This window comes from Microbulbifer maximicatervae (SeqCode), assembly GCF_056231245.1.
In genome coordinates this window covers 2,966,557-2,982,012 of sequence record NZ_CP174334.1, presented here as the reverse complement: position 1 = coordinate 2,982,012, position 15,456 = coordinate 2,966,557, and the positions used below count along the sequence as shown (strand labels likewise).

The window sequence follows — 15,456 nt, the reverse complement described above, 5'->3', positions numbered from 1 at the left end:
GGTTGGTTATTCCTTAAGGATTTTGTTGTAGCCATAGGTATCATTGCCGTAGACCTGGAAAGTGCTGACGTCGGGAATATCATATTCAATTAAACCCTCGTCAGTTGAATACATGTCCTTGCCATAAGGGGCTACTTTTACGTGGTTAGCAGTGCATCTTGCTACAAAGGAAAATCGCCCTTGAGTCTTACTGCTGTTTGGGTATGAGGCATGCATGTTTAATGATGAGAAAATCAAGCACTCTCCAGCCTTCATCTTAATATCCTTTACTTCGAACTGGTCAAAGAAATCTTCTCCAATCAACTTGAGAGCAGTAAATAGGACAAGAGCACTTTTGTTAAACGTCCTTCCATAAAAAGCGACCTTTACTGCGTGGTATAGATAAACTGGCGACAGGGGTAGTAAGGATAAGTAGAATATCTTGTTATTGGGCGTAAAATTATAAAGATAGTCGATCCTGGCGTCGGTAAAGGAGCCTGCCAGTATCCGCAAACATCCATTTTCGGGGGTGGAATCTGTGAGAGCAACCCAAGCATTTAGTTGGATTATTGCTGGAGAAGTTTCTTGAGTAGGTTGTAACTTCGCATATTTCCCGGCCTCTCTAAAAGTTGCATTTTGGTGCCAAGGGGTTTCGTCGGTTCCTGGTAATTTATGAAAGAACTGGCTGCGCCAACACAAAACTTCATGTCCGAGAAGGCTGGCGAGACGTTGGGATATTTGGGGCTTTCGGATCAACTCCCGAAATGGCTTAAGTCGCAGTGCTTGGTACAATCCCGCATAGTCTATTGACCAGCGTCCATGTTTCTTCTCTATTTGGGGAATATGCTGCCCCAAATAACAAGTACCCTGGAAATCACTGTCGTACTCCTCTAGGGCCAGTACCTTCAGTTGTTCGGCCCCCTTTTTGTCAATTGCTTGGAAAGGGGGGAGATATCCATTCTGCTCAAAAAACGAGAGGTCTCCATCGCTGAGAAAAAAGTTGTCATCTCCCCCTGCATTTGACCATTTTCTTGGTAGGTTTATCTTTAAGTCTTTTAGCTGATCAAGTGTTTCTAATAGCTTTTGTTTTTTAGTTTTCTGCCAGGGTAGGATGAATACTCGATAAAGTAGTATTGTTGTGACTCCAGCTAATATTTTGAGGTGCTGAATATTTGAGATTGGAAAATTAGCAGTGTCCGCCAGGTTGCTCATTCCTCTGAACATTTTTTTTAGTGTATCGCTCACCGATTTATTCCTGCGATTAAGAGGTTGTCAGGCAAAATTTGGGGTCAATATTGAATCTGTCATGAACCTGTTTTAGGTGTCATTATTCGTTCATTAATACTAGGCAATTACTGAACCGCCTGTTGGCGCAATAGTTTGGAGTGTATCCTAGGTCGAGGAAGACGACATGATCTATGGGAGAAAGGGGGGTATTATTGGCCCAGGTCTTGGTAATCAATTGCTAGGATTATTGATTGCCAAATTTAGGACCTGTTGGGGCATTCTGTGTTACTAGCAGCAGTTTGATGCTGCTGATTCTTTAGCGCAAACACGGTTTTCATTTTTCTGGCAGATACTGGTGTCATCCCCAAGAAAATTCAACTCCAGCCTGCGAGCAGCTTGATAATTTCCTGCCAGCTCATCTGCAATAGAGCGAACCTGCTCATATCCCGTCAGCATTAGGAAAGTAGGTGCCCGACCATAGGATTTAATACCAGCAATATAAAATCCCTTATTATGATGGGATAGTTCCTCAGCGCCATGTGCTTTCATCGAGCTACATGAGTGGTGGTTTGGTTCTATCATTGGAGCAAGGACCTTAGGCGCCTCTACAATATGATCTATATCATGTAACGAATAGCCATAATAGGTTTTGTTAATGTATTTTCATCCGCTTTGAAGTGTGATTTATGGTGCCAAGAGATCCTTTTACGGAATGCTTGTGATGTTGTCATGCGATATTGAATATCAGTGAATCTAAAACGCCCTTGCCACTATGCACGCCACCCTCCATTTCCTGAGAGGATTTACTTCGAACTAAGTAGCCGGCAAAACCTTGTTCTGAAGTAGCTGGTTGACCATTGAAATGAACCGTAAACATACCTATTTCACTGATTAAATCGCCTACTAAATATAATTCAGAGTCTCTGACTACCAGGGCGGGGTTGCTTCTAGGGGGCGGGCTCAAGCGTGGCATTAGTGCCCAGGCAGGGTATTCGTCTACTGAGAGCTGTTTGAGTTTCAGCTTGATATCCTGGCCAAAGACACAGTGCCCGCCGCCTTCTCCCTGATTTTTGAGCACCCACTTAGAGGCGTTCTGCTGACCGAACCATTCTATCGTTTCTGATGAAATTGGTTGCATGTCGCCAAGTAATGACTTGATTAAAACCGCTTCATCCTGGGATACATTGAATCCGGTTAGCATTTCTACTGACATGGACGAAAGGATCATTTGTACACGCTTGCTGGTAGCCAGTTGTTGGCTTACGGTTGCATTAATTGCGATCCGATGGCTCTCAAGCAAAATTCGCGATTGCATCAGTGTTTCACAGCAGCGCTCGCTATCCAGGTCTTTGGCGACATAATCACAGTAGTTGTAGCCGGCTCGTAAATACACGCAATCTACAGGGCCTACTCCTTGCAGCAAGAGCCTATTGTTGGGGCCTGTTACCAGGCCCGCTTTGAGTTCACAAAAGGTCTTTCGTACCGTACGAATGCCTTTTTCAGCTAAGGCATATTCAAGAAGGTGTTGGTCGAAGACATTGTCTTCATGCTCCTGTATCACCATTAGAAATGTTGGGCTGCCACCATCTCCAAACTCGCTTTTGATGGCTCTTGTCGCATCGGCAAGGCCTTGGGAGAGTCGCTCAATTGCTGGGTTCTCTATAGGTTGGCCGTTCGAAGTATTGGGCCAATCGGAATAGGTCTCAGGACTTTGCGAGCGGATGAATTGGTGCAACTCGTAAATACGCTGCCCAAAGGGCCCCATTCCTGCTGCGATTCCATTGAACTCAATGAGCTTTGGTCCCTGGCTTTCATCGTCCATAAAGTCACTTCTCATAATCAGGAGGGGGAGGCGGGGCGCATTTTTTATTTGACCATGCATGGCGAGTAAGGCACCGAAAAACGGGTCTCCATGTGCAACAGGCCTGATAGCTTCGTGAAGAAATTGGTGATCTTCTGAGACTTGATGGATCAGCTTTCCCAATAGGGGTACTGCTTTCTTTAACGTCTCAAACCGTTCCAGGGCGATAGTACTTGGGGTAAGGCTAAAAGGAACATGGCTCGCTGAGCCACGACTAGATTTGAAAGCCAGGCCATGGGCAAGCCCCCACTCTACCGCTTCATTGGCTGCCTGAATGGCGTTTGGATGGCTCTTTTTCATGGTTTCCACTGGCCTTTGTATGCTGGGGGGCACAACTCAGATTATATGATATTTCTAGAATAATGGAAATATAAATGTTAAGTAAAGGTGTGTGTTCGAGTTATTTCCGAGGTATCCAAGAAAGGTATCAAGGGAAGGGAGCCAACTAAAGCTGGCTATTTCTGTAAATGGTCATTCTAGCGGTGCTTGAAGCAGAATTTAGGGCCTAAATGTATCCATCGGGGTGAAGAGAAGAAAGTTCGGACGCTCCATCGATAGGGGGCGCCCGAAGCAAGAGCGACATTGTTCAGTGCTGATCCGGTACCGCACACTTGATATCAGGACACTTTATCGGTGTATTGAAATCATCGTGGCAGCATTCATCTTGTAAAAACTGAATAACCTCAGTCAAGTGCTGATATTCGGCTACGCAGTAGAGGGTGCGGCTCTCGCGTCGCTGGAAAATTAATCCTGCCGAAATCAGACTGGAAATATGGTGGGAGAGGGTTGATCCGGGGATATCTAATTGCTCCTGGATGTTGCCTACAGGAATACCCGGTAGTCCGGCTTTGACTACTTTTTTGTAGATCAACAAGCGGGTTGGGTGTCCCAGCTCTTTGAGCGATTTGGCTACTTCTTCGATTTCCATCATGATTTGGTCATAAGTTCTATATTTGTCGAAATATATACAGTTTAGTGCTAAAGATAAAGTGTCGTGTGGACGACTGCTCAAGCTAGTGCTGCTACTAGTTGTTTAGGGTATTGAGAGGAAGCTGCATTACTTATATTTCTTTAAACTATATTACCAAACTTACCGAAATAACGCTTTTACTGCTAATTGCCCACACCAGGAGGGGGGTAATATCTATTCTGAAGTAGACGCATCATCATCCCGGATTTCATTGTAGCCATAAGAATCTTTACCAAACACCTGAAAATTGCAATGTGAATTCCAGCAGGCCCTCAATGGTTGAAATGTTGTCTTTGCCATAAGGAGCAACTTTTACGTGATTAGCTGTATACCTCATGGCAAACGAAAATCGAGATTTATCTTTTGATGTGTTTGCAAAGGATGTGTGCATAATTAGGGGTGAGAAAATAAGGCATTCGCCGGCTTTCACTTCCAGGTCTTTTACTTCCAGGTCGCCAAAGAGATCTTCTTCAATAATTTCCCTTGTACTGAGCAAAAGGAATAGCTTGGCAAGTCTGTATAAGGAGCGGGGTGATGCAGGGACTAGTGATAAGTATATTAATTTGTTGTCTTGTATATAATTATAGAGGTAGCTAGTTCTTGTATCGGTGTGTGACTTTGGAAGCATGCTAAGCCAACTGGTATCTTTCGTACTTTCGGTGAGCACAACCCAAACGATGTGTTGAATTAGGGTGGGAGAAGTTTATATGGTCGGTCGTAATTTTGTATATTTACCGACCTCTCGAAAGGTTGCATTCTGATACCAAGACATCCCCTCAATGTCGGGGCTTTTATCAAAAAATTGACTGCGCCAGCATATAACTTCATATCCTAGTAGAGTTGCCAATCGCTCTGAAATTTTTGGGGGTCGTAGGAGGTTCCTAAAGGGTTTTATCCGCAATGCCTGGTATAATTCAGCGTATCCAATTGTCCAGCGTTCCTCTCTTTTACCAATCGCCTTCACCTTGTCGCCAAGGTGCCTCACTACAATTGGAAATTGTTTTTAAAATCATCCAGTGCTATTCCCTTAAGCTTTTCGCCAGTTCAGAAGAGATACACGGAAGGTAGGAAGGAGTTCATTTTTTTAAAGAGTGGCCCGATCATCTTCGTTTAATTTTCAAATAATGGTGGTAGTTGTGCGCCAGATAGATGCTGAGCTTTCCAAGCCGATCTAGATTAGAAAATAATTTTTATTTTTTGCTCTTCTGTCATGGGGGTATTATGAATTTGTATGCAATTATTGTCATAACTAAGTCTGCGGCCTTTAGGTGCTTTCCTAAGGGTAGGGAGGTTACCTAAGTTTTTTTTTCGTCACTACCAGAGAGTATATTGATCATGACGGATTGTGGATTACTCTTCTGTTTTGTCCTCATCGTCTAATATTCCATTGTAGCCATAGGTGTCTTTGCCATAAATCTGAAAGCTGATAACCTTTGGGAGTGTATATTCTATTAGTCCGCCTAAAGTTGAGTAATTATCCTTTCCGTAAGGGGCAACCTTTACGTGATTGGCTGTGCAGCGACCTACAAATGAAAATCGAGTTTTGTCTTTTGATGTGTTTGGGTAGGAGGCGTGGATGTTCAGGGATGAGAATATTAGGCACTCTCCGGCTTTCATTTCTAGATCTTTGATGTCAAAGCCGTCAAAAATATGATCACCTAGCAATTTTGCGGCACTAAAAAATACTACTGCACCTTTGTGAAAAATCCTTCCATACATAAAAGATTTGCATAAATGGTATAGGTACAGTGGGGAAGCTGGTAGAAGCGATAAGTAAAACATCCTGTTGTCTTGTAGAAATTCGTAAAGGTAATTTACTCTCGCGTCAGCATAAGATCCGGGTAGAATTCTAAGGCACCCGGTTTCTTTTGTGGTGTCAGTTAAGGCAACCCACGCATTTACTTGAATGAGCGCAGGTGGTGTTTCTCTTGTGGGCTGGAGCTTTGCATATTTCCCCATTTCCCTGAAAGTTGCATTTTGGTGCCAGGGTGTCCCATCGGAGCCTGGTTTTTTTTTCAAAAAACTGATTGCGCCAGCAAATAACCTCATCACCTAAAATGCTTGCAATCTTTTCCGAAATTTCAGGCTTTCTCATTAAGTCCCTGAAAGGCTTTAACTCTAGCGCTTGATATAGACTGGCATATTCGATATTCCAGCGGCCCTCTTTCTTAGCAATTTCTTTAATTTTATCTCCCATATAGGAAACGCCGTTAAAGTCATTGTCATACTCCTCCTGTACTAGAGTCATTAAGCCCTGTGCTTCTTCCGCGGATAGAACTCTATAGGGAGGCAGATAACCATTTTCTTCAAAGAAGTGGCGATCTTTGTCACTTAAAAAACAACTTCCTGTGGCGGCACTTTGGGGAGGATTGGGTAATTTTGCTGTCAGGTTTTTAAGCTTGTCGAGTTCGGAAAACAAATGATGACGCCTATTCCTTTGCCAGGGGAGAATAAACACCTTATAAGCTGTTATTAAGATTACAGTCCCAATAACTTTACACTTTTGGCTAAATGAAATATCGAAGTCAGCCAGACTACGTTCATTGTCTGCGCCTGAAAACATTTTAGAGAGCGTACTGCCACCTTGATTTTTCATGTCATGCATAAGTTACTTCGGGGTAAAGTTAGCTTTTATTAAGACTAGCTTCAGCTCGCACAAAGGTGTTCTGAACAGTACCCATGGCAATACTTCACGGCATGTGACGGGAATTTTTTCGGGGTGGCTAATGAAGGAAGTAGAGCGGTGCCAGGCCAGAATATAACCTGGAGTATCGAGCTTTATTGAACTGACGCCCATTGGCTGCAGGGGTCGGTTGGAGAGTACCCTTGAGGGGAGCCTGGCATGTTTCTTGAATTTCTCAGCTCTATGGGCACCCCTATCCCTTTTAAGTGCCTTAGGCCGATACAGTTCGACATTTCCCAAATCAGCAACAGCCAATCAAGTAAAGTGGAAAGTTTTAGTTACCTTTCACCAAGTCGACAGATCCGTGATCATCACAGTGATCACCATGAACATGGTGAAGTCGCCCGTTAACCAGATAGTCAACATGATCTCCGTGGGGAACCTGCTCATGGCCACAGTTTTTGCCGTGGATATGGGAGCTGTCATAGCCCCCTGTAACAGGGTGGCAACCCTCCGGGTTTTGGGTGCTTACTTCCAAGACGTGCTCGTCGTAGTGGTCTTTGTGGGGATGGTGTAGGTGGCCATCATGGAGGTAGCAGATATGGTCCCCATGGCGAATGGCTGTGTGGCCACAGTGGCTATTATGGGTATGTGAATGATGCTCCGCCTGTTGGCACTTGCCTTTTTCCATGATAACTCTCCTGGCCGCTTGGCACTTACATGGAACCACTCGTCGTCGAATGCTTCTAGAGTCAATAATTTGGCGCCACATTTGGACAGCCCTACATACTAAATCTAAGAACATCCGGGTGTAGTTTCCAAATATGAACTTCTACCAATGGCAGAAAACCTGCCCCTACCCCTCAAATCTTGATCTGCGAAGGTCTAACGGATGACTAGTCACTCAAATCTAGCCATTAATTCAATTTGCAATCGATTGCATTTGCGCATTATAGTTAAAGCACGGTGCATCAAGTAGCGTTTAGCAACTCTTTATGCAATCGATTGCATAAAGCTTTATAAAAATAGCACCGAAGTATCAGAACAGATAAGAATGACGACGAGAGGGAAGAGTTGATGAGCAAGAAACCATTGGCGCAGGCCGTATCCATGGCCGCGCTCTCCGTTGGTCTTTGCGGCTATGCCGCAGCCCAAGAAATTAGCCCTGAAAACGATATGGTGATGGAGGAAGTCATCACAACGGGCACCCCAGGCGGTGCGGGCATGCGTAAGCTGGATGCCAGCTTTTCTATCACAACTTTAAGTGATGATGAGATTAGCAAAGCCTCTCCTTCAAGTACTGCAGACCTGTTGAAGTCCGTTCCTGGCCTGTGGGTTGAGAGCTCTGGCGGTGTTTCTGGGGCAAATATCGATGTTCGCGGTTTCCCCGGCGGTAGTGATGCACCCTTTGTCACGGTATCCATGAATGGATTACCTCTGTATCCAGCGCCAACACTCTCATTTTTAGAAAACTCTTCTCTATTTCGTGTCGATGAAACTATTCAGCGAGTGGAAGCTCTGCGCGGTGGACCCAATCCAGTTTTCTCCAATGGCCAGCCAGGTCTGACTACCAACTTTATCTTAAAAGAAGGTACTGAAGAGACTGAGGGGCGCTTTAAGTACACTTTATCTGACTATGATCTGCAGCGAACAGATGCCCTAATGACTGGTAAGCTCGCAGATGATGTTTATTACATGATCGGGGGCTACGTATCTTCCTCCCCGGGTATTCGCGATGCGGGTTTTGATGCGGAAGAAGGGCATCAATTTACCCTGCACATCACCAAAGAGATGGATAACGGCAAAGCGGGTTTTTACATCCGGGATACAAAAGATACTGGTACCTGGTATTTGCCCAATGCTGCATTCCTGGAAACAGATTACACCCAGGTAGGCCCCAGTAATCGCAAGGTTTCTGTACCTATCACTCAGGCTGACGGTAATGGCGGCTCAGAAACTACCTGGGAAACTTTCGATATGGGCGAAGGGCGCGGGTGGAATGGTAATGTAGCCGGTGCTTATCTGGAGCTAGACCTAGGCGATGGCTGGAGTCTCACCGAACGCTTTGGACTTACCGCAGGTAACGCTGATACTTTGGGTTTTGTTCCTAATGGTGCGCCCGTATCGCTAAATTCTCTTACTGACCAAGCAGTAGTAACCGCCTCTGGAAACGAACTTAGTGGCGATACTGTGGTACAACAGTTTGGTGCCTGGGTAGTACGCAAAGATATCGAGGCTACGACAAATGACATTAGCCTGGCAAAAGAGTGGGATAACTTTAAGGTAACTGCCGGTTATTACACCTCTAGCTGGGAAGTTGATGAATGGTGGTCCCTGGGTAACCAGAAATACTATGTATTGGGTCAAGATGGGGAGCTGATCACAGGAGCTGCAGATGGCTCTGAGCTCACAGGAGACCTTGCCTGTAATACATCCGCCGATATCTCAACTTGTGACTGGAAATATGATGTGGATGCTGTGGGTGATGCCCGTGAAAACGCGCTTTACCTTGCCGGCGAGTTTTACTTAGGAGATTTCACTTTCGATCTGGGAGTGCGTTCCGCAAACCGGAAAACCAATTACTCCGTGGATCATGGCGAACGTGACGGTAATTTTACCACCTATAAAGCAGACGAAAATGGTACTGCCTACACTGCGGCAGTGGACTGGGCATTTGCCGAAAATATGGGCACATTCTTCCGTATAAACTCCGGTTATAAATTCGCAGACTTTGACAACTATCGAGAGTTTGGTGACAGCTTCATTGCTGGGTCTGATCTTGTGATCGACATTGAGCAATACGAACTGGGTTATAAATTACAGGAGCAAGATTACTCCCTCTTTGCGACGCTGTTCTACAACGAAACCCAGGGTATGCCTGACTGTATCATCGGCAGCAGTACCTGTACTCGTTTGGAGACAGAGGCGCTTGGTCTCGAATTGGACGGTAAAGTTCACTGGGGAGATTTCACCTTTGGGTTAAATACTACCCTGCAAAAGCCAGAAATCACGAGTGGTGAATATGAAGGCAACCAGGTTATGCGTCAGCCTGAATACCAGGTGCGCCTGAGCCAGAATTATGATTTCACACTGAATGACATTGATATGGCTGTGTATACCGATATCAGTCGGGTGGGTGATCGCTTTAATGGAAGCAACAATGAAGTAACTTTGCCAGCCTATACAAAAGTTGACCTGGGTGCGGTGGCTTATATCAATGATATTACTGTCCAGTTGGCTGTGGACAACTTAACTGATGAAGATGGTATCACCGAAGGTGATCCCCGCGATCCGCTAGCGTCTAATGTCCGCTATATCTTACCGCGCAATATCAAGCTTAGCTTCGCGTACGATTTTTAACCTCATGCCTCTCCCATAGGCTTCCAAGCTTTGCCGCACACTTCTCCAGTGTGCGGCTTTTTTATTGCCTGAAAAATTTAACTACAATCTATTTTCAAATCCATACAAATAATGGAGCTTCGATCTTTGTGGTCTAACCCAAATCCTTCCGGAGGCTCCCCAATAAAGTATGTGGTTAAACTGCTTTCATGAAGCGAAATTAGAGTCGAGGTTGAGAGCCCTAAGGTCATTGCAGGTGTGAAACCTTAATGTTCATATACAAATTTAATTTGGCAGTGGGAGATAGTTCTATTAAGTTATGAGCAGTTACCCCAATTCCTATTGCTAGCTGTATGTTGACGTTCTGACTAAAAAGTGGCATTAAGGTGGCGTAAGGGTTTGTTAGCTGTACTCTTTTCCCCCACCTATTATTAGTTTAGTAATGTTTCATATGTATTAGTGATTTTGGGTTGGTACATTTTTGGTAATATGAAAAAATTTATTGGCTTTCTTGTTGTTGTTTTGGCAATACCACTGCTCGTCTATTTTTCTACCTATAAGGGGGAAAGAAGTTTTACCAATCATCATGGCCTTCCAAATGTTAATCTGGTTGTCGATAATGCGTATTCTCTTTGGTTTACGCCTTATGATCCACTGATGGGGATGTATAATAATATAGGAGGGAAACTTGGATTTATTGTCTGTAGTGATGTACCTAATATCGCTTACGGAATGGCTGGATATTCATTTCAGGTCTTATTGAGAGATAGTTTTGTAAAAAATCCAAATTTTTATGATGCTCGAAATGGTAATAATCCAGAGAATCCATTTTTCCATCGCCGAGCAAGAAATCTATATTCCTATTTCCAGTCAATTCAATCTTTGAAACCAGCATCTTATAAGCCGCAGTTGGGGGATTTGGTTTTTTATAGAAAGATTGAAAAAGGATATATTGCCCATGTTGCTATAGTTACTTATGTTGATAATAGGGGGTTTAAAATCATGGAGTCAGCACCCAAAACCCTGTTCGCCAGGGAAGTAGAAATGGATTCTCCAGTGAAAAGGGGCTGGATCTTGGCGGGCTTTGGTAAAGTGTATTGAGGTGTTGTCCATGATTCGTAGTCATGAGAGATATTGTTCTTACAGTGATATATGCATCCCAGTGATTTTTGTAGCCTAATTTCTCCTAGGCTCAATTCCTGTTCACTGATAATTGAGATATATTGCTGGTAGACAGCTTACATCCAGATGGGTATTTCAATACATCTAACATGTTTTTAATGGTAAGAGGTTTGATTAATCGGCTTTGACAGGGTCGGTTGTACTTAGCCCAATGGTTTCAGACTTGCCAAATTGGCATTATGAGGTAATTTAAGTGATCTGGCGCCTAATAAGGTTTCTAAATGTAAAAATTAGAGATCATGCCATGTTTTAGGAGCATATTTATCCTTATTATCTAGTAGGATAATAGGTATTTTTCTACAGTTACCTTTTCAGATTTGAAGCACCGATAAAAGCGCCACAATGGATGATCTCTGGATTCCCACTGATCTAGCTTTTCAGAAGCAAGGCGTTAACTTAACTTTCAACTAAAAGAGGGTTGCCGATGTCTATTGAACGATTGAGAACTCCTGAGGAGCGCTTTTCTTTACTACCGGGTTTTCCGTATACTCCCCACTATATTGATAGCCTGGAAGGCTATGATTCTATGCGTATGGCATATATCGATGAGGGGGAGCAGGACTCGGATACCACCTTTCTTTGTCTCCATGGGGAGCCCAGTTGGGGTTACTTATATCGAAAAATGATCCCAGTTTTTGTTGAGGCAGGACACCGGGTAATTGCTCCAGATTTGTTTGGGTTTGGTCGCTCAGATAAGCCCGTCAATGAAGATGTGTACACTTTTAACTTCCATCGTAACAGCCTGATGCGTTTGATTGAGCATTTGGACCTTAAGAATATTACGCTGGTTTGTCAGGATTGGGGTGGACTTCTGGGATTGACACTTCCAATGGATATGCCGGATAGATTTACCCGATTACTGGTAATGAATACGGCTATCGCAGCAGGGGATGGTGCATCTGAGGGGTTCTACCACTGGCGGAACTTCTCTGTCAATGTACCTGAAATCCCTGTGGGAGGACTCATTGCCAATGATGCTCAATCTGAGGTCAATTTATTCGATATAGTAGCCTATGATGCGCCTTTTCCAGACAATCGCTATAAGGCTGGCGTTCGTCGATTCCCGTCAATTGTACCGGTTGATCCTGATATGGAGGGAGCAGAGCTAGGGGTAAGGGCTCGAGAATTCTGGTCTAGGAGCTGGGGTGGTGAGAGCTTTATGGCGATTGGAATGAGGGACTTTGTGCTTGGTGAGAAAGTGATGGAGTTGCTGAGGGGAACCATCAAAAACTGCCCCGAGCCTCTCAAACTAGCGGAGGCGGGCCACTTTGTGCAGGAATATGGTAAAGAAATTGCTGAAAAGGCTCTCAACCACTTCAAGCTTTCCTCTACAGTAACTGAAAATTAAGAGCGTACTAGTGCCGGGATAAGTTAGATCCCGGCGCTTTACTCCTGTGCAGCCTAAGAGGTTTAGGTTGCTCTCATCTTTCATAGCTAATTTACTACTGGGGCTCTGTTTACCGTAGTCTTGTTATCAAACTTCAGTGTGCTCAAAATGGGGCTTTTATCGATAACTATTACCTTTTATAAGGTTAATGGTAATCTGCACAGCTCGAATAGATACCTTAAGCCATTATTTTGAGTTGGGGTTTAATATGATCAATGGTAGTTGCCACTGTAAAAGTGTTCAATTTGTAGTTAATGAGAAATCACTGGATGTTCGCAAGTGTTATTGTGAAACATGTAGAAAGCTAAGTGGGGCTGATTATTCAGTGGTAGCATTGGTGAATAAGAGTCAGTTTAAGATTATTAGTTCTCCCCAGAAGCTTTTGCAATATATTTCTAAACCAGGAAAAACTCGGCACTATTGTCCCACTTGTTTTGCCCCGGTTTTTGTTGAGGTAGAATCCCAATCTAATCTTTGCCGGATTCGTCTGGGATTACTTGATGATAATCCTGAAGTTAATATATCTGGTCACATGTGGGTTAGTGAGATGCCCTCTTGGTGTAGTATTAGCGATAATCTTCCGGTATTCACTCACGATTACTCTGAATGATAAGACAGAGTTAGAAACTGTGGGCCGGTAAGTTGAGTTGTAATGAAAGGGTATTTGAATGAGAAGTATATTTGTTTTATTTTTGTTCTTTTCGGTTAATGTCCTAGGGGAGGTAGCACATTTCCGTATAGATTCAGAGATCCTGGGAGAGGAGGTTACAGCTCGGGTATCTTTACCGGATACCTATCACCATTCTAAGAGTTTTTCTTATCCTCTACTAGTGATATTGGATGGCTCAACGCAATTTAATCATATGGCGTCTAGTGTTCATTTTTATAGTACCTATGCCGTTATACCTGAAATGATAGTGGTCGGTATCAGCACTCAGGATCGGCTCGCATATTTTACTCCCACTGAGCCCGAAGCCTACGCGGGGCGCTCAGGCAAGGCTGACAAACTAACAAAATTCTTGGAAGACGAATTCTCAGGAATCTTGAGTAAGAAATATCGAATTTCTCCATATTCTATTATCTCAGGTCACTCACTTTCTGGGCTATATACTAGTTACTTGGCAATTAATAATGAATCTATGTTTGATGCAGCAATTTCAATTAGTCCCAGTTTATGGTGGGACGATTCATCTCTTATAGATGAGTATAAGGGTAGCCATGCAAGAAAGGAGAATAAGCCTTTTAGATGGTTTCTGAGCATGGCAAATGAGCCAAATGAAATGCCAGCGGCTTTTGACGGTATGCTTCAAGCATTAAACGATATGCCAAGATCAGGATTGCATTTCTCTTATGCGCGATTCCCCAATGAAACACATGACAGTACACCCTTAGTAGGCAATGCAAAAGGGTTGCAAGCAGTTTTCTCCGATTGGAATGCTGTGCCTGAAATTGATGTTATGTCTTTAAATGAATTAAAAGAGTTTTATAGTTCTAAAGTTGATGAGTATGGCTATTTATTTCAACTTTCTGCACATCAATATAATGTCTATGGGCTTAAAGCGGCCTATGAAGGTAAGACTGATTGGGGGATTGAGATCCTAGAGCAGGGAGCTAGGGAATTCCCCGATTCTGAGATTTTGTGGGATAGTTTGGCAACTGCCTATAAGTTGGGCGGAAAACTAAAGAGTGCAATGGGGGCTTCAGATCGAGCCGTTAAGTTAGCAGAAGAGACCAACTCAGTCTTTCTCAGCGAAATGAATACTCAAAATACTCAGCTTAGAGCTGTGCAGGTAGAAGGTTCTTTGGGGGATATATAAGAGGGAGGGGGTAATAGGGTAGTACCAGCATAAAATTACAGTAGGGTATTGGGACGATAAACTTGGTATGCATATTAGAAATGTCACACTTCAATAGAATCTGTAGTCTTTATTAGAGAGTTTAAAGTGAAGTTTAAAGACAGTCGTGGAATTATTCTGACTATTTTGGCAATGCTCTGTTTGGCTGGTATGGATGCAACAGGTAAGCTACTCATCCAGAACTATTCTATTGTTCAAATAATGGCGATTCGTTTCGCGATATTTTTCTTCATCGTTATAAGCTTGGCAAGACTCAAAGGGAGCTTGGATATAGTACGAAGTGAAATATTTGGCACTCAATTAGCTCGCTCTATTGTTCTCGCTCTTGAGGTGTCAGTATTTATTTTTGCTTTTAGTATGATGTCTTTGGCTGATGTGCATGCTATAGCTGCGACCGCTCCATTATTCGCAATATTAATGGCTGGATGGTTTTTAGGGGAGAGGATAGATACAAGGAGCTGGGTAAGTGTTGCGGCTGGATTTATAGGTGCCCTTATTATCATTAGGCCTGGAATGGGAATGATGGGTTGGCAAACCTTGATCCCCATCTTGGGAGCTATCCTATGGGCCGCATATCAAGTGCTTTCACGCCGTGTTTCACACTTTGATAGTGCCGATACAACCGTTTTCTATACCGCGACCATGGGTCTTATTATTTTTGGAAGCTTAGCACCATTTTATTGGGTAGAGCCGACAGTATCAGGGTGGCAATTGTTGATTTTAAATGGGCTCTTAGGTGCAATGGGCCACTATTTACTGATTAAGGCACTGGCACTTACTCCAGCTTCTATTTTGCAGCCCTTTAGTTACGCTTTACTATTTTGGGCTATTGTTATTGGCTTTGTAATCTTCGGAGATCTGCCTGATGGAAATACATTATTTGGCGCCTTCGTAATATTGGCTGCGGGATTTTATGCTTCAGACCTAGGCCGCGCATTGATTGGTGATTCACAGATTAAGGCCAAAAAGGGGAAGGATGATGCTGAATCAGAGTCAAAGTTAATGAGTTAAAAAACCAATTTGATAAAGGGC

The 15,456-nt window shown here is 43.6% G+C and carries 13 protein-coding genes; 6 read left to right on the top strand and 7 right to left on the bottom strand.

The window, feature by feature from the left end; genetic code table 11:
- Positions 1-6: 6 nt before the first annotated feature.
- The 7 genes from ACJJIS_RS12840 to ACJJIS_RS12810 all read right to left on the bottom strand — a co-directional run bounded on the left by ACJJIS_RS12840 (position 7) and on the right by ACJJIS_RS12810 (position 7,351).
- Entirely contained in the window at positions 7-1,224 is a 1,218-nt protein-coding gene (locus ACJJIS_RS12840) for a phytanoyl-CoA dioxygenase family protein (RefSeq protein ID WP_444905676.1), read from the bottom strand.
- A gap of 270 nt (positions 1,225-1,494) precedes the next feature.
- Positions 1,495-1,755: a hypothetical protein gene (locus ACJJIS_RS12835; RefSeq protein WP_444905675.1), complete on the bottom strand. Its 261-nt coding sequence runs from the start codon at positions 1,753-1,755 to the stop codon at positions 1,495-1,497.
- Positions 1,756-1,933: 178 nt separating this feature from the next.
- Positions 1,934-3,367 (bottom strand): hypothetical protein, encoded by a 1,434-nt coding sequence (locus tag ACJJIS_RS12830; RefSeq protein ID WP_475708284.1) that lies wholly within the window; start codon positions 3,365-3,367, stop codon positions 1,934-1,936.
- A 286-nt stretch (positions 3,368-3,653) separates the two neighbouring features.
- Positions 3,654-3,998 carry an ArsR/SmtB family transcription factor gene (locus ACJJIS_RS12825; RefSeq protein ID WP_444905674.1) on the bottom strand — a complete coding sequence of 115 codons (345 nt, stop codon included), beginning with the start codon at positions 3,996-3,998 and terminating at the stop codon, positions 3,654-3,656.
- Between the two features lie 268 nt (positions 3,999-4,266).
- A complete protein-coding gene (locus ACJJIS_RS12820; protein ID WP_475710358.1) occupies positions 4,267-4,716 on the bottom strand; it encodes a phytanoyl-CoA dioxygenase family protein in 450 nt (149 codons plus the stop codon).
- Between the two features lie 671 nt (positions 4,717-5,387).
- A complete protein-coding gene (locus tag ACJJIS_RS12815) occupies positions 5,388-6,086 on the bottom strand; it encodes a phytanoyl-CoA dioxygenase family protein (RefSeq protein WP_475710357.1) in 699 nt (232 codons plus the stop codon).
- A gap of 908 nt (positions 6,087-6,994) precedes the next feature.
- Positions 6,995-7,351 carry a hypothetical protein gene (locus ACJJIS_RS12810; protein ID WP_444932811.1) on the bottom strand — a complete coding sequence of 119 codons (357 nt, stop codon included), beginning with the start codon at positions 7,349-7,351 and terminating at the stop codon, positions 6,995-6,997.
- 386 nt (positions 7,352-7,737) lie between these two features.
- On the opposite strand from ACJJIS_RS12810, the gene ACJJIS_RS12805 reads away from it, so the two are divergent.
- The 6 genes from ACJJIS_RS12805 (at position 7,738) to ACJJIS_RS12780 (ending at position 15,435) form a co-directional block, all read left to right on the top strand.
- Positions 7,738-10,020 (top strand): TonB-dependent receptor, encoded by a 2,283-nt coding sequence (locus tag ACJJIS_RS12805; RefSeq protein WP_475708283.1) that lies wholly within the window; start codon positions 7,738-7,740, stop codon positions 10,018-10,020.
- Positions 10,021-10,488: 468 nt separating this feature from the next.
- Positions 10,489-11,100: a CHAP domain-containing protein gene (locus ACJJIS_RS12800; RefSeq protein WP_475708282.1), complete on the top strand. Its 612-nt coding sequence runs from the start codon at positions 10,489-10,491 to the stop codon at positions 11,098-11,100.
- Between the two features lie 505 nt (positions 11,101-11,605).
- Entirely contained in the window at positions 11,606-12,529 is a 924-nt protein-coding gene (locus ACJJIS_RS12795) for a haloalkane dehalogenase (RefSeq protein ID WP_475708281.1), read from the top strand.
- Positions 12,530-12,716: 187 nt separating this feature from the next.
- A complete protein-coding gene (locus tag ACJJIS_RS12790) occupies positions 12,717-13,178 on the top strand; it encodes a GFA family protein (protein WP_475708280.1) in 462 nt (153 codons plus the stop codon).
- A gap of 58 nt (positions 13,179-13,236) precedes the next feature.
- Positions 13,237-14,385, top strand: a complete 1,149-nt coding sequence (locus ACJJIS_RS12785) for an alpha/beta hydrolase (protein ID WP_475708279.1) — start codon at positions 13,237-13,239, stop codon at positions 14,383-14,385.
- A gap of 126 nt (positions 14,386-14,511) precedes the next feature.
- Complete coding sequence (locus ACJJIS_RS12780) at positions 14,512-15,435, top strand: DMT family transporter (RefSeq protein WP_475708278.1); 924 nt, start codon at positions 14,512-14,514, stop codon at positions 15,433-15,435.
- Positions 15,436-15,456 lie beyond the last annotated feature (21 nt).

Coding starts and splice junctions, on each gene's coding strand:
- ACJJIS_RS12835 (WP_444905675.1), bottom strand. CDS start 1,755: ATGAAAGCACATGGCGCTGAGGAACTATCCCATCATAATAAGGGATTT.
- ACJJIS_RS12830 (WP_475708284.1), bottom strand. CDS start 3,367: ATGAAAAAGAGCCATCCAAACGCCATTCAGGCAGCCAATGAAGCGGTA.
- ACJJIS_RS12825 (WP_444905674.1), bottom strand. CDS start 3,998: ATGATGGAAATCGAAGAAGTAGCCAAATCGCTCAAAGAGCTGGGACAC.
- ACJJIS_RS12815 (WP_475710357.1), bottom strand. CDS start 6,086: ATGAGGTTATTTGCTGGCGCAATCAGTTTTTTGAAAAAAAAACCAGGC.
- ACJJIS_RS12810 (WP_444932811.1), bottom strand. CDS start 7,351: ATGGAAAAAGGCAAGTGCCAACAGGCGGAGCATCATTCACATACCCAT.
- ACJJIS_RS12805 (WP_475708283.1), top strand. CDS start 7,738: ATGAGCAAGAAACCATTGGCGCAGGCCGTATCCATGGCCGCGCTCTCC.
- ACJJIS_RS12800 (WP_475708282.1), top strand. CDS start 10,489: ATGAAAAAATTTATTGGCTTTCTTGTTGTTGTTTTGGCAATACCACTG.
- ACJJIS_RS12795 (WP_475708281.1), top strand. CDS start 11,606: ATGTCTATTGAACGATTGAGAACTCCTGAGGAGCGCTTTTCTTTACTA.
- ACJJIS_RS12790 (WP_475708280.1), top strand. CDS start 12,717: ATGGTAATCTGCACAGCTCGAATAGATACCTTAAGCCATTATTTTGAG.
- ACJJIS_RS12785 (WP_475708279.1), top strand. CDS start 13,237: ATGAGAAGTATATTTGTTTTATTTTTGTTCTTTTCGGTTAATGTCCTA.